The sequence below is a fragment of the Klebsiella sp. GW_Kp182 genome (assembly GCF_040062275.1).
Taxonomy (GTDB): Bacteria; Pseudomonadota; Gammaproteobacteria; order Enterobacterales; family Enterobacteriaceae; genus Klebsiella; species Klebsiella michiganensis.
The window spans coordinates 67,791-81,899 of the sequence record NZ_JBEAFQ010000039.1 but is presented as its reverse complement, the minus strand read 5'-3'; the positions used below and the strand labels follow the sequence as shown (position 1 = coordinate 81,899).

The following is a 14,109-nucleotide window of genomic DNA, read 5'->3' as shown; positions in this document are numbered from 1 at the left end:
AACGTTGACTGCTCTCCCGTTACTGAAGAATGGCGTCGCGCCCCTGGCGAATATCGCGCGGAGACCAGTCAAACTCGCGGCGGAAAAGCGTCGAAAAGTGGTTACTGTCGCCGAATCCGCAGCGATAGGCGATATCGGTCACGCTATCATCGCTATGGCGCAGCAGATGGCGCGCTTTCATCAACCGCACCCGATTCAGATAGCGCTGCGGCGTCAGCCCGGTTTGCTGTTTTAACTGACGGTGCAGGGTTCGCAAGGAGAGCGAAAAGCGCGCCGCCACCTCTTCCCAGCAGATATCTTCAGCAAAATGGTCTTCCAGCCAGGCCATCAAATGGTTGAGCCGCGCGTCGTTGTTGGCGGCCCCTTCGGCGAGGCTGCTTTTACGCAGGTGCACCAGCAGCTGCATAAATAAAATCTCGCGGCTGGCGATGGCGTGCATATCCGCATCCGCGCCAACGTTCTCCATCTGCTCCACAATCTGGCGCACCTGCTGCAACGCATTCTGATTCACCCGCCAGTGCGAGAGGTAGTTCCCTTCCTGCTCCTGCGGCAACAGCGCGTTCAGGCCGGACAAAAAGCGAAACGCGTCCGGCGCGCGATAGAGCACGTTAGTCAGGCATAAATTATCCGTGTGCTCGTAGAGATGGCGATCGTGATCGCGGATAAAGCAGACCGAGCCGCCGCTGATGGTGTAGGGCTGGCCGTTGAAAACGTGAATCCCGGTGCCGTGCTCCACAATAACAATCTCATGAAAATCATGGTGATGCTCAGGAAAAGCGGATTGCGGGAGCCGCGGCTCAATGGCGACAGCTGAAACGCCGGACTTAAAGAAATCCACACTGTGCAACATAGTCATAGCCGCTCCTCGAGATGAGAAAAGTTATCAATCAGTGGAGCAAATAGTAATTAAGGGTCGGCGATCCGGCCTTCAATTTTTGACCGCAAAATTCGTAAAGCCTGCCTCTTTTTCAAGAAATGACGGGAAAGATCGGGAACTGCGGACAACATCACATCCCTCACCCCAGCGCGGAGAAAACGAAACTGTGACCTCCCTCACGGTCACCTTTGCTTTCTTGCCAGCGGCCAATTTTCCCTGTCAGTAACAAGAAGGTGAGCCCGACGCGACTTTTTTAGACTGCATGCAATGATTTTCACAAGGATCTTCCCATGAGTTTTCGTCATTGTGTCGCCGTCGATTTAGGCGCCTCCAGCGGGCGGGTGATGCTCGCCGGTTATCAGCCCGGTCAGCAAACGCTGGCGCTGCGTGAAATTCACCGTTTTACCAATAGCCTGCAAAAGGTGGATGGCTTCGACTGCTGGGATCTCGATAGCCTGGAAGGGGAAATTCGCCGCGGTCTGGAGAAGGTCTGCGAACAGGGCATCCTGATCGACAGCATCGGCATCGATACCTGGGGCGTGGATTATGTCCTGCTGGATAAAGCGGGTCAGCGCGTCGGCCTGCCGGTTTCCTATCGCGACTCGCGCACCCAGGGCCTGATGCGCCATGCCGAAGAGCAGCTGGGCCGGGCGGAGATCTACCGCCGCAGCGGTATTCAGTTTCTGCCGTTTAATACCCTTTATCAGCTGCGCGCGCTGGTTGAACAGCAGCCGGAGCTGGTCAGCCAGGCCGCGCACGCGCTGCTGATCCCGGACTACTTTAGCTTCCGCCTGACCGGCAACATGAACTGGGAATACACCAACGCCACTACCACGCAGCTGGTCAACATCAACAGCGATAGCTGGGATGAAGATCTGCTGAACTGGAGCGGCGCGCCGCGCGACTGGTTCGGAACGCCGACCCATCCCGGCAACGTTATTGGCAACTGGATTTGCCCGCAGGGCAATAACATCCCGGTGGTCGCCGTCGCCAGCCACGATACCGCCAGCGCGGTTATCGCCTCGCCGCTGGCCAGCAAAAACGCCGCGTATCTCTCTTCCGGCACCTGGTCGCTGATGGGCTTTGAAAGCAAAACCCCCTGCACCAGCGATGCGGCGCTAAGGGCCAATATCACCAACGAAGGCGGGGCCGAAGGCCGCTATCGGGTGCTGAAAAATATTATGGGCCTGTGGCTGCTGCAGCGGGTGCTCAAGGAGCAAAACGTCGACCACCTGCCGGCGCTGATCGCGCGCACCGCTGCGCTTCCGGCCTGCCGCTTCGTCATTGACTGCAACGATGACCGCTTTATCAACCCGGACAACATGAGCGCGGAAATCCAGGCCGCCTGCCGCGAAGCCGGGCAGTCGGTTCCCGATACCGACGCCGAGCTGGCGCGCTGTATTTTTGACAGCCTGGCGCTGCTCTACGCCCGGGTGCTCAACGAGCTGGCGGCGCTGCGCGGTCAGCCGTTCAGCCAGCTGCATATTGTCGGCGGCGGCTGCCAGAACGAACTGCTCAACCAGCTGTGCGCCGACGCCTGCGGCATCACCGTGACCGCCGGCCCGATTGAGGCCTCCACCTTGGGCAATATCGGCATTCAGCTGATGACCCTGGACGAGCTGCACAACGTCGATGAATTCCGTCAGGTGGTGCGGCAAAACTACGCCCTCACCACCTTTGCCCCCAATCCTGAAAGTGAAATTGCCCGCTTCGTCGCGCAGTTTCAGCCACAACAGACCAAGGAGCTTTGCGCATGACCACTCAACTTGAACAAGCCTGGGAAATTGCCAAACAGCGCTACGCCAGCGTCGGCGTGGACGTCGAGGAGGCCTTGCGCCAGCTGGATCGCCTGCCCGTTTCCATGCACTGCTGGCAGGGCGATGACGTCGTCGGTTTCGAAAACCCGGAAGGAAGCCTGACCGGCGGTATTCAGGCCACCGGCAACTACCCGGGTAAAGCGCGTAACGCCAGCGAGCTGCGCGCCGACCTTGAGCAGGCGCTGAGCCTGATCCCCGGGCCAAAACGTCTGAACCTGCACGCGCTCTATCTCGAATCCGACGCGCCGGTAGCGCGTAATGAAATTAAGCCAGAGCACTTTAAAAACTGGGTTGAGTGGGCGAAAGCCAACAAGCTGGGGCTCGATTTTAACCCCTCCTGCTTCTCGCATCCGCTGAGCGCCGACGGCTTTACGCTGTCGCACGCCAACGATGAAATCCGCCAGTTCTGGATCGATCACTGCAAGGCCAGCCGCCGTATTTCCGCTTACTTCGGCGAGCAGCTGGGCACGCCGTCGGTAATGAATATCTGGATCCCGGACGGCATGAAGGATATTACCGTTGACCGCTTCGCGCCGCGCCAGCGCCTGCTGAACGCACTCGATGAAGTGATCAGCGAGAAACTCGACCCGGCGCACCACATTGATGCCGTCGAGAGCAAACTGTTCGGTATCGGCGCGGAAAGCTACACCGTCGGCTCCAATGAGTTCTATATGGGCTACGCCACCAGCCGCCAGACCGCCCTGTGCCTGGATGCCGGCCACTTCCACCCGACGGAGGTCATCTCCGACAAAATCTCCGCCGCCATGCTCTATATCCCGCGCCTGCTGCTGCACGTCAGCCGTCCGGTACGCTGGGACAGCGACCACGTGGTGCTGCTGGATGACGAAACCCAGGCCATCGCCAGCGAAATCATCCGTCACGATCTGTTCGACCGCGTGCATATCGGTCTCGATTTCTTCGACGCTTCGATTAACCGCATCGCGGCGTGGGTAATTGGTACCCGCAATATGAAGAAAGCCCTGCTGCGCGCCCTGCTGGAACCGACTGAGCAGCTGCGTCAGCTGGAGCTCGACGGCGATTACACCGCCCGCCTGGCGCTGCTGGAAGAGCAGAAGTGCCTGCCGTGGCAGGCCATCTGGGAGATGTACTGTCAGCGTCACGATACGCCGGCAGGCAGCCAGTGGCTGGATAACGTACGCGCTTATGAGAATGCGGTTCTGAGCCAGCGCGGGTAAAGCCCGGACGTTCCCCGGGTCGCGGCCGGGCTACAAACCGGTAGCCCGGATAAGCCGTTTACGGCGCAATCCGGGGGCTCGCACATATTCAGGGCGAGGGGCCAACCCCGCGCCGAATCAACAGGAAAGACAAGACTATGCAGACCATTATCGACGCCTGGTTCGTCCAAGGCATGATTAAAGCCACTTCCGACGCCTGGCTGAAAGGCTGGGACGAGCGCAACGGCGGCAACCTGACGCTGCGCCTCGACGAAGCGGATATCGAACCCTACGCGGCGGATTTCCACGCCAAACCGCGCTATATCGCCCTGAGCCAGCCGATGCCGACGCTGGCTAACCAGCCGTTTATCGTCACCGGTTCCGGTAAATTCTTCCGTAACGTCCAGCTCGACCCGGCGGCGAACCTCGGGGTGGTGAAAGTCGACAGCGACGGCGCGGGATACCATATTCTTTGGGGCCTGACCAACGATGCGGTGCCAACATCCGAGCTGCCGGCGCACTTCCTGTCGCACAGCGAGCGCATCCGGCTGACCAACGGTAAAGACCGGGTGATCATGCACTGCCACGCCACCAATCTGATCGCCCTGACCTACGTGCTGGAGAACAGCAGCGATCTGTTTACCCGCAAGCTGTGGGAAGGGAGTACCGAATGCCTGGTGGTCTTCCCGGACGGCGTCGGCATCCTGCCGTGGATGGTGCCGGGCACCGACGAAATCGGCCAGGCCACCGCCGAGGCGATGCAGAAACATTCGCTGGTGCTGTGGCCGTTCCACGGCGTTTTCGGCAGCGGCCCCAATCTGGACGAAACCTTCGGCCTGATCGATACCGCTGAGAAATCCGCCGAGGTGCTGGTGAAAGTTTACTCAATGGGCGGGATGAAACAAACCATCACCCGCGAAGAGCTGGTCGCCCTTGGCAAACGCTTCAACGTTCATCCCCTGCAGTCCGCGTTAGACCTTTATCCATAACAACATCGCGCCCCGCTCACCGAGACGGGGCGAAAAAATCACCTGCAAACCCTACAAACTAACTCATGTGGAGTAAAAGCAATGAAAACAAACACAAGCTTGATCCTCACCGTTGCCATTCTGGCGTTGTCCGGTTCCGCTTTAGCCGAAGTCAAAATCGCCCTCGTGGCGAAATCATTGGGAAATGGATTCTTCGAAGCAGCGAACGTCGGCGCGCAGGAAGCGGCCAAAGAGTTAGGCGATGTCAAAGTGATCTATACCGGCCCGACCACCACCACCGCCGAAGCGCAGATCGAAGTGCTGAATGGTTTGATCGCCCAGGGGGTGGATGCGATCGCCATTTCCGCTAACGATCCCGACGCCGTGGTGCCGGTACTGAAAAAAGCGATGCAGCGCGGCATTAAGGTGGTCTCATGGGACTCCGGCGTCGCGCCGGCGGGCCGCCAGATCCATCTTAACCCGTCCAATAACGCCCTGATTGGCGAAACCAACGTTAAGCTCGCCGCCGATGCGCTGAAGGCGCTGAACGTGGAAAAAGGTGATGTGGCGATTTTAAGCGCCACCCCAACCTCCACCAACCAGAACATCTGGATTGAGGAGATGAAAAAGGTGCTGCCGCAGTATCCGTCCGTCAATCTGGTGACCGTCGCCTACGGTGACGATCTGTCGGATAAAAGCTATCGCGAAGCGGTGGGCCTGCTGAAGTCATATCCTGACCTGAAAGTGATCGTTTCGCCTTCGTCAGTGGGGATCGTGGCCGCCGCGCAGGCGGTGAAAGATCAGGGCAAAATCGGCAAGGTCTACGTCACCGGGCTGGGGCTGCCGTCGGAAATGGCCGGGGCGATTAAGTCCGGCGCCAGCAAAAGCTTCGCCATCTGGAACCCGATTGACCTCGGCTACGCCGCCACGTATCTGGCCGACGATTTAGTCAAAGGCACGGCGACCAAAACCGAAGCCAATATGGGCAAGCTGGGCAAAGTGAAGCTGGACGCCGACGGTAGCGGCGCGATGGCCGAACCGTTCGTCTACGATGCGAGCAACATCGATAAGTTCTCGAAAATTTTCTAACCCTGTTTCCTCACTCCGGCCCTCTTCCAAAAGAGAGGGAGAAAGTCAGGCCCTCTGCGCACTGCTGCCAGCGAGCACTGAACGGTTCCCTCGCCCCTTTGGGGAGAGGGTTAGGGTGAGGGGTGATTTTACGGAGAACTATCATGTCAGCATCCACCCCACTGCTGTCGCTGAAGGGCATCACCAAGATTTTTCCCGGTGTGCGCGCCCTTGAAAACGTACAGCTCGATCTCTGGCCCGGCAAAGTGACCGCTTTAATCGGCGAAAACGGCGCGGGAAAATCGACGCTGGTCAAAGTGATGACCGGCATTTATCAGCCCGAAGAGGGCGAGATTCTCTATAAAGCGATCCCTATCCAACTGCCGAACCCGGAGTCGGCGCATAAGGTCGGGATCACCGCGATTCATCAGGAAACCGTGCTGTTCGACGAACTCTCGGTCACCGAAAATATCTTCGTCGGCCAGTATCTGCATCGCGGCCTGCTGAAGAAGCTCGACTGGCCCGCCATGCACCGCAAAGCCAGCGAAATTCTCACCCGCCTCGAGGTACAGATTGACCCGCGCGCGACGCTGAAAACCCTCAGTATCGCCCAGCGCCATATGGTCGCCATCGCCCGGGCGCTCTCCTTTGAAGCTCAGGTGGTGATCCTCGATGAGCCGACCGCCGCGCTCTCGCAGCATGAAATTCTGGAGTTCTATCAGATCGTTGAGCGCCTGAAGCAGGACGGCAAAGCGATCCTGTTTATTTCGCATAAGTTCGATGAGATTTTCGAGCTGGCGGACTACTACACCATTCTGCGCGACGGCGTGTACGTCAGCTCCGGTGCGATTAACGACATCACCGAAGAGCGGATGGTGGCGATGATGGTGGGCCGCGCGATTACCCAAACCTACCCGAAAGTCGATTGTATCCCAGGGGAAACGGTGCTGGAGGTGAAAGACCTCTGCCACCCCACCGAGTTCGCCCATATCAGCTTCAGCCTGCGCAAAGGGGAGATCCTTGGCTTTTACGGGCTGGTGGGCGCCGGGCGCACCGAGCTGATGCAGGCGCTCTCCGGAGTCTCGCATCCCTCTTCCGGCGATATCGTGCTGAAGGGAAAACCGATGCGCTTTCGCCAGCCGGCCGACGCGATCGGCGCCGGTATCGTCTGCGTGCCGGAAGAGCGGCAGAAGCAGGGAGCAATTATCGCCCTGCCGATCGCCCAGAACATCAGCCTGCCGCAGCTCAGCAAACTGAACCCCGGCGGCGTGCTTAACGACGCCCGCGAATGGCGGCTGGCGGACGAGTACGCCTCGCGCCTGCAGGTTAAGGCCTTTAGCTGGCGGCAGGCGGTGGAAACCCTTTCCGGCGGCAATCAGCAAAAAGTGGTGATCGGCAAATGGCTGGCGACCCATCCCGAGGTGATTATCCTCGACGAACCGACTAAAGGCATCGATATCGGCTCCAAAGCGGCGGTGCACCAGTTTATGTCCGAGCTGGTCAGCCAGGGGCTGGCGGTCATTATGGTCTCTTCGGAGCTGCCGGAAGTGATGGGCATGGCCGACCGGATTATCGTGATGCACGAAGGGCTGATGGTGGCCGAGTATCGCGCCGGTGAAGCGACGGCGGAAACCATCGTCAGCGCCGCCAGCGGCGCCGGTCGGGAGGCAGCGTAATGGGTAAACAACTGCTTAAACACCGCGAAGCGCTGCTGGCGGCGGTGATCGTTTTGCTGATCGGCGCTATCGGCAGCCGGGCGCCGTCGTTCGTCTCGCCGGGCAATCTGGTGGAGATGTTTAACGACACCGCCATTCTGATCGTCCTCGCCCTCGGCCAGATGATGGTACTGCTCACCAAAGGCATCGATCTGTCGATGGCCGCCAATCTGGCGCTGACCGGGATGATCGTCGCGCTGCTCAACGCCCACTATCCGGGTATCCCGGTGGCGGCGCTGCTGGCGCTGGCGACCCTGCTTGGCCTGCTGATGGGGATGATTAACGGCCTGCTGGTCTGGCGGCTCGGCATTCCGGCCATCGTGGTCACGCTGGGCACCATGAGTATTTATCGCGGGATTATCTTCCTGCTTTCCGACGGCGGCTGGGTTAACTCGCACCAGATGAGCGCCGATTTTCTCGGCCTGCCGCGCGCCTCGCTGCTGGGGCTGCCGCTGCTGAGCTGGTGCGCCATCGCCGCGCTGCTGCTGGTGGGCTATTTCCTCCGCTACAGCCGCACCGGCCGGGCCTTGTACACCGCGGGCGGCAACGCGACGGCGGCGTACTACACCGGGATTAACGCCGGGAAAATGCAGTTTGTCAGCTTCTGCCTCTCCGGCGCGCTGGCCGGGTTCTGCGGCTATCTGTGGATCTCGCGCTTCGCCGTCGCCTATGTCGATGTCGCCAACGGTTTTGAACTGCAGGTGGTCGCCGCCTGCGTCATCGGCGGCATCAGCACCATGGGCGGAACCGGTCGCGTGCTCGGCTGCCTGTGCGGCGCGCTGTTCCTCGGCGTTATCAATAACGCCCTGCCGGTGATTGGCATTTCGCCGTTCTGGCAAATGGCCATTTCCGGCGCGGTGATCGTCATTGCGGTGCTGCTTAACGAACGCGGTAATAAAGGTAGCGGACGATTAATCCTGCGCAACGCGGCGCTGGCGCGGCAGAAACAGGCGGTGAAATCATGAGCAAAATAATGATGTCTGAAGAGATGAAAAGCGCCCCGGCCGCGCCGTCGCCGCTGCGCCGCTTGCTGTGCTGGGAAGGGTTTCTGCTGGCGGTAACCCTGGCGGTATTCGTGGTTAACGCCCTGGCGTCACCCTACTTCCTTAATATCTGGAACCTGTCGGACGCCACGTTTAACTTTACCGAAAAAGCGATCATCGTGCTGCCGATGGCGATGCTGATTATCGCCAGAGAGATCGACCTTTCGGTAGCCTCGACGATGGCGCTGAGCTCAACGGCGATGGGCTTCTGCGCGGCGGCGGGTATGGATACGCCGCTGCTGGTGGCCGTCGGGCTGGGCGTGGGGCTGCTGTGCGGCCTGTTCAACGGTATCCTGGTGACGCGCTTTAACCTGTCGTCGATTGTGATCACCATCGGCACCATGAGCCTGTATCGCGGAATAACCTACATTCTGCTGGGCGACAAGGCGCTCAATCACTACCCGGATAGCTTCGCCTGGTTCGGACAGGGCTACGTGTGGGGGGCGCTCTCTTTTGAGTTCGCGCTGTTTATCCTCCTCGCCGCCGCCTTTACCTTCCTGCTGCATAAAACCAACTTTGGCCGCCGGACCTACGCCATCGGCAATAACCCGACCGGAGCCTGGTTCTCCGGAATCAACGTCAAGCGCCACAATCTGGTGCTGTTCGCGCTGGTCGGGCTGATGGCCGGGCTGGCGGCGGTCCTGCTGACCTCGAGGCTCGGCAGCACCCGCCCGACGCTGGCGATGGGCTGGGAGCTGGCGGTCGTCACGATGGCGGTGCTCGGCGGCGTCAATATTCTCGGCGGCTCCGGCAGCATGGTGGGGGTGATTATCGCCGCCTTCCTGATGGGGCTGGTGACGTTTGGCCTGAGCCTGCTCAACGTGCCGGGGATCGTGATGTCGATCATCATCGGCGCGATGCTGATCGTGGTGATCTCGCTGCCGATTATTACCCGGCGGATGATGCAGCGAAGACGAATTTAATTTCCCCTTCACCCTAATCTGACCGGTACGTGTAGCCCGGGTAAGGCGCCAGCCGCGACCCGGGGGCGGGTGAAGGGAAACGGATTACCCAAAATCAACATTAAGGAGAATTATCATGAGTTTTATGTTGGCACTGCCCAAAATCAGCCTCCACGGCGCGGGCGCAATCGGCGATATGGTCAAGCTGGTGGCGGGTAAACGCTGGGGCAAAGCGCTGATCGTCACCGACGGCCAGCTGGTGAAGCTGGGGCTGCTCGACAGCCTGTTTACCGCCCTGGATGAACAGCAGATGTCTTACCATCTGTTTGACGAGGTGTTCCCTAACCCAACGGAAGCGCTGGTGCAAAAAGGCTACGCGGCGTATCGCGAGGCCGGGTGTGATTACCTTATCGCCTTCGGCGGCGGCAGCCCGATTGATACCGCCAAAGCGATAAAAATCCTCACCGCCAACCCGGGGCCATCGACCGCCTACTCCGGCGTCGGCAAAGTGAAAAACGCCGGCGTGCCGCTGGTGGCCATCAACACGACCGCCGGCACCGCGGCGGAGATGACCAGCAACGCGGTTATTATCGACGCCGAGCACCAGGTAAAAGAGGTGATTATCGACCCCAATATCATTCCCGATATCGCCGTCGATGACGCCAGCGTGATGCTGGATATCCCGCCATCCATTACCGCCGCCACCGGCATGGACGCGCTGACCCACGCCATTGAAGCCTTTGTTTCCGTGGGCGCGCATCCGCTGACCGATGCCAACGCCCTGGAAGCGATTCGCCTGATCAACCTGTGGCTGCCGCAAGCCGTCGACGATGGACACCACCTTGAAGCCCGCGAGCAGATGGCGTTTGGCCAGTATCTGGCGGGCATGGCGTTTAACAGCGCCGGTCTCGGCCTGGTGCACGCGCTGGCCCATCAGCCGGGCGCTACCCACAACCTGCCGCACGGCGTGTGCAACGCCATCCTGCTGCCGATCATCGAAAACTTTAACCGGCCGAACGCGGTTGCCCGCTTCGCGCGCGTGGCGCAGGCGATGGGCGTCGATACCCGCGGTATGAGCGATGAAGCGGCCAGCATGGAGGCCATCAACGCCATCCGCGCGCTAAGCAAACGCGTCGGCATTCCGCAAGGCTTCAGCCAGCTTGGCGTCAGCAAAGCCGATATTGAAGGCTGGCTGGATAAAGCGCTGGCCGACCCGTGCGCGCCGTGCAATCCGCGCACCGCCAGCCGCGATGAAGTCCGCGAACTCTATCTGGAGGCATTATGATCCGCAAAGCTTTCGTGATGCAGGTAAACCCGGACGCGCATGAAGAGTATCAGCGCCGTCATAACCCCATCTGGCCGGAGCTGGAAGCGGTGCTGAAAGCCCACGGCGCGCACCACTACGCGATTTATCTCGATAAAGAGCGCCATCTGCTGTTCGCCACGGTGGAGATTGAATCCGAAGCGCGCTGGGACGCCGTCGCCGGGACCGAGGTATGCCAGCGCTGGTGGCAGCATATGCGCGATGTGATGCCTGCCAATCCGGACAACAGTCCGGTAAGCGCGGAGCTTAAAGAGGTGTTTTATCTGGAGTAAAACTATGGCTGCCCCGTTGTGCTGAGCGGGGCAGCCGTTTCAAGCGCTTAGAAGAAGTACTTAAAGCGCACCCGCGCGCCGTAGCGATCGTCATCATCCCCCTGGCTCAGCTTCTCGTCGCTGTCGAGAATGGAGTAATAGGCGCCGAGATAGATATTAAAGTTCTGCATATTCATCACGTTCGGAATTTGATACGACGCGTGGAAGGTATGAATATTGTAGGTGCCTTCATCCTTAATCCAGCAGTCGTTATCGCAAATCACCCCGGCATAATCGCTGATTTTGTTATGCGCGTAGATATATCCCAGCTCGAAGCGCCGCCACAGCGCGTTCACCCCGGCGGTCAAATCCTGTTCGTTGCTGGCGTCCATATAAGCGGTGTTCAGATTCACCACCACCCCGTCCTCCGGGTCGCGCTTCAGGCCGTTCCAGGTCATGGTCAGGCCATAGCCGGTGCGCCCCGACTGATCGATAAAGTTGCCCTGGGCATCTTTATAGCCGTAGGCGTTCTGCACCACGTTCGCTTCCATGGCCGCGGCAACGGAAAATTCGTCTTTCGCCCATGACACCACCGGGCGCAAATAGGCGACGTTCTTTTTCTGCTCCATATCGCGACCATGGTAGCCATCGTTGTCGTACAGCGACGTACCGTCTTCCAGCAGGGTGTTGAGCTCAAAATACCAGTTATCAAGCTGCTTGCTCAGCAGGAAGTTGCCGCCTGCGTCAGAGCGGCCGCGACCCTCTTTCATCATATAGATATAGCCATGGCCGTCGCTGTAGAGGTCGTTGGCGGTATTACCGGAGTGCTCGACGAAGGTGTCCTGATTCAGCGGGAACATATCGTACGCTTCAAAGCGCCCCACTTTCACCTTCCAGTCGTTCTCCTGACCAAAGAAGAATACCGCGTCGTCGAGGTTCATCGAGCCGGTCATATCCGCCAGCGGCTGGACAGAGAAACCGGCAAAATAGCCGTTATCCGTTTTGCGGATACCGTCGAAGCCGAGCAGGATACGGCCGTTTAAATCCCACTTATCATAGGTGGGATCGCTGCCGACATCGGCGTTGGTCATCGCCAGCAGGCCGTGTTTGCTTTCCGCGTCCATGTTGAACTCCACGTCGCCGTAGATTTTCAGATCGCCATAGCCGGATAATTTCAGCTCCGGGACGCTAAGATTCTTTTTACTCTCCGCGGTTGCCGCCGCGCTGTTTACCGGCACACGGGTTTGCGCCGCCTGAATAGCGGCATTCTGCTTCGCCTGTAAATCCCGCACCTGGCCTTCCGCTACCGTCGCCCGGCTTTCCGCGGCGGCAAGCCGCGCTTCAAGCTGTTCCATTCGTTGTTCCAGCGTCAGTTGATTATTTTTCCCGACCGCCGATCCCGTTATTAAACACAAGCCTAGCGCTATTGATAATGTTGTTTTATTCATTTTTATTTTCCCAGAGGTAAAAGGTGGGATAAGGTGAATAAAAATATTCACCTTTTATATTTTTGATTTTTATTTAGCAGAAGAATGAATGAAATAACGTGTAATCTGCCTCCTTAAATAACATTATTCGCTATACGGATTAACAAACAGAGTGAATATTAATTTCCAGCAACCGGTGTCGCCCTGAAGGCATTACGCGCTCGGTCTATGACCACCTGTGCGTCACTGCCGCTATCAAGTATCGTGTTTTGCGCGGATTCTTTTTCTACCTGCACGGCGACCGCATCGAGTTCTTTTAACCTGGCCGTCGTCAGCAAAGCGCTGACCTGCGCCGCAAAGCAGGCATCCTCTTCGGAGGGCTGCGCCTGCGCCGCTGACGTCTCCGTGGTCGCCACGATATGGTTATTCGCAATATAATTCCCTTTGCCGGAAACAAGGCGGATGATGACCGGTTTTATTCCCTGCGGCTTGAGATACTGGACATCAATCGTTTCGGAAATATGATTAGCAATAACCGAATTATTACTGCCGTTTATATGCAGCAAGCCATAGGCATCATCCAGGCCGTTGTCATAGGCCTGCATCGGCGGCCAGGGTTCACGATCGCGCAAGAAATGGTTTGCCGAGATCAGATTCTCCGCACAGTTGTTCTCGAGAACGAGCATTCCCGGATAAAATGAATGGAATCGATTGCTGGTGATGCTAGAGCGGACCACGCCCGATAAGTGCACGCTGCTTGCGCCACGGGGGAAAATATTGTTGGTAGAAATCAATAACCCCCCGAAGTTTTGCGCGTAAATAGAATAGCCTTTATAGCCCGCGCCAATCAGGTTATCGGTTATTTTTGAAGCCTGCCCGGCGCCACGCAGCTCGATACAGTTACCGCATTCGGCGATAAAGTTATTATGGATCGCCATTGCATCGCTATTGTACGTGGTGAGGCCATGCTCCAGATAGATAAATCCCATCCCGGTAATGCGGAAAGCGTCCTGCGCGCTGGCGATATAAATCCCAGTTTTGCCGTTCGTATAGGTATTTTCCGGGTCGTTGTTTCCCAGCCCATCATCAACAAAGTGCAAACCATCAATACAGAAGTTTTCGAACGCCACCGAACTGATACGCGGCGCCCCGCTGCGTTTCACGTAAAATGCAGCACCAGCGTGTTCTTCATCGCCGGGCTGCGGGCAGAGATCGACCAGGATACGGCTCCCGCCCGGCCATATATCGTGCAAATTCGCCCACTCGTCCGCCGGCGTATTAAAGCGAATGCTCGAGGAGACAAAACCATGCCCGGAACCCATAATTTTTAAATAACTGATATCAATTAAGACCTGCGTCTTCAGATGATAATCGCCGGGCGGAATATAAATCGCGGCGCCCGGTTTACCCCCGTCGTTAATATCGGTTTCAGTTTGTCGCGATTTAATATCGGCGAGAATACTGTTAATGACTTCGCCAATATCCTCATACGGGTTGCCGACGTGCCACTGCGTAACATCATAATAATTTTTACGTACCATG

12 protein-coding genes are annotated in these 14,109 nt (G+C 58.2%); 9 read left to right on the top strand and 3 right to left on the bottom strand.

The features are described from left to right. Positions 1–19: 19 nt before the first annotated feature. Positions 20–856, bottom strand: a complete 837-nt coding sequence (gene rhaS, locus ABLU88_RS16685) for an HTH-type transcriptional activator RhaS (RefSeq protein ID WP_014227422.1) — start codon at positions 854–856, stop codon at positions 20–22. Between the two features lie 311 nt (positions 857–1,167). Here rhaS (ABLU88_RS16685) and rhaB point away from each other — a divergent pair, with 311 nt between their 5' ends. From rhaB to rhaM, 9 genes are all read left to right on the top strand, one after another. Continuing rightward, positions 1,168–2,634, top strand: a complete 1,467-nt coding sequence (gene rhaB, locus ABLU88_RS16680) for a rhamnulokinase (protein WP_348837184.1) — start codon at positions 1,168–1,170, stop codon at positions 2,632–2,634. Then, complete coding sequence (gene rhaA / locus ABLU88_RS16675; RefSeq protein ID WP_004107479.1) at positions 2,631–3,890, top strand: L-rhamnose isomerase; 1,260 nt, start codon at positions 2,631–2,633, stop codon at positions 3,888–3,890. Before rhaB ends, rhaA begins: the two co-directional genes overlap by 4 nt. A 137-nt stretch (positions 3,891–4,027) precedes the next feature. Next, the gene (gene rhaD, locus ABLU88_RS16670; protein ID WP_049082052.1) at positions 4,028–4,858 is read left to right on the top strand and encodes a rhamnulose-1-phosphate aldolase; all 831 of its coding nucleotides are present in this window, start codon (positions 4,028–4,030) and stop codon (positions 4,856–4,858) included. A gap of 81 nt (positions 4,859–4,939) precedes the next feature. Further along, entirely contained in the window at positions 4,940–5,926 is a 987-nt protein-coding gene (rhaS, locus tag ABLU88_RS16665) for a rhamnose ABC transporter substrate-binding protein (protein ID WP_004127197.1), read from the top strand. A gap of 143 nt (positions 5,927–6,069) precedes the next feature. Further along, positions 6,070–7,581 (top strand): sugar ABC transporter ATP-binding protein, encoded by a 1,512-nt coding sequence (locus ABLU88_RS16660; RefSeq protein ID WP_014227417.1) that lies wholly within the window; start codon positions 6,070–6,072, stop codon positions 7,579–7,581. Beyond that, complete coding sequence (locus ABLU88_RS16655; protein ID WP_025106559.1) at positions 7,581–8,585, top strand: ABC transporter permease; 1,005 nt, start codon at positions 7,581–7,583, stop codon at positions 8,583–8,585. The genes ABLU88_RS16660 and ABLU88_RS16655 overlap by 1 nt, the downstream gene beginning before the upstream one ends. Then, on the top strand, positions 8,582–9,586 hold the full coding sequence (locus ABLU88_RS16650; protein WP_004855968.1) for an ABC transporter permease: 1,005 nt from the start codon (positions 8,582–8,584) through the stop codon (positions 9,584–9,586). Before ABLU88_RS16655 ends, ABLU88_RS16650 begins: the two co-directional genes overlap by 4 nt. A gap of 115 nt (positions 9,587–9,701) precedes the next feature. Beyond that, entirely contained in the window at positions 9,702–10,850 is a 1,149-nt protein-coding gene (gene fucO / locus ABLU88_RS16645) for a lactaldehyde reductase (RefSeq protein WP_348837176.1), read from the top strand. Then, positions 10,847–11,161 carry an L-rhamnose mutarotase gene (rhaM, locus tag ABLU88_RS16640; RefSeq protein WP_014227413.1) on the top strand — a complete coding sequence of 105 codons (315 nt, stop codon included), beginning with the start codon at positions 10,847–10,849 and terminating at the stop codon, positions 11,159–11,161. Before fucO ends, rhaM begins: the two co-directional genes overlap by 4 nt. Positions 11,162–11,208: 47 nt before the next feature. Here the strand turns inward: rhaM and ABLU88_RS16635 are convergent, their stop codons facing one another. Both ABLU88_RS16635 and ABLU88_RS16630 read right to left on the bottom strand, forming a co-directional pair. Further along, positions 11,209–12,588 carry a carbohydrate porin gene (locus ABLU88_RS16635; RefSeq protein ID WP_049079702.1) on the bottom strand — a complete coding sequence of 460 codons (1,380 nt, stop codon included), beginning with the start codon at positions 12,586–12,588 and terminating at the stop codon, positions 11,209–11,211. A gap of 158 nt (positions 12,589–12,746) precedes the next feature. Beyond that, entirely contained in the window at positions 12,747–14,108 is a 1,362-nt protein-coding gene (locus ABLU88_RS16630; RefSeq protein ID WP_025106556.1) for a NosD domain-containing protein, read from the bottom strand. Position 14,109 lies beyond the last annotated feature (1 nt).

Coding starts and splice junctions, on each gene's coding strand:
- rhaS (WP_014227422.1), bottom strand. CDS start 856: ATGACTATGTTGCACAGTGTGGATTTCTTTAAGTCCGGCGTTTCAGCT.
- rhaB (WP_348837184.1), top strand. CDS start 1,168: ATGAGTTTTCGTCATTGTGTCGCCGTCGATTTAGGCGCCTCCAGCGGG.
- rhaA (WP_004107479.1), top strand. CDS start 2,631: ATGACCACTCAACTTGAACAAGCCTGGGAAATTGCCAAACAGCGCTAC.
- rhaD (WP_049082052.1), top strand. CDS start 4,028: ATGCAGACCATTATCGACGCCTGGTTCGTCCAAGGCATGATTAAAGCC.
- rhaS (WP_004127197.1), top strand. CDS start 4,940: ATGAAAACAAACACAAGCTTGATCCTCACCGTTGCCATTCTGGCGTTG.
- ABLU88_RS16660 (WP_014227417.1), top strand. CDS start 6,070: ATGTCAGCATCCACCCCACTGCTGTCGCTGAAGGGCATCACCAAGATT.
- ABLU88_RS16655 (WP_025106559.1), top strand. CDS start 7,581: ATGGGTAAACAACTGCTTAAACACCGCGAAGCGCTGCTGGCGGCGGTG.
- ABLU88_RS16650 (WP_004855968.1), top strand. CDS start 8,582: ATGAGCAAAATAATGATGTCTGAAGAGATGAAAAGCGCCCCGGCCGCG.
- fucO (WP_348837176.1), top strand. CDS start 9,702: ATGAGTTTTATGTTGGCACTGCCCAAAATCAGCCTCCACGGCGCGGGC.
- rhaM (WP_014227413.1), top strand. CDS start 10,847: ATGATCCGCAAAGCTTTCGTGATGCAGGTAAACCCGGACGCGCATGAA.
- ABLU88_RS16635 (WP_049079702.1), bottom strand. CDS start 12,588: ATGAATAAAACAACATTATCAATAGCGCTAGGCTTGTGTTTAATAACG.
- ABLU88_RS16630 (WP_025106556.1), bottom strand. CDS start 14,108: ATGGTACGTAAAAATTATTATGATGTTACGCAGTGGCACGTCGGCAAC.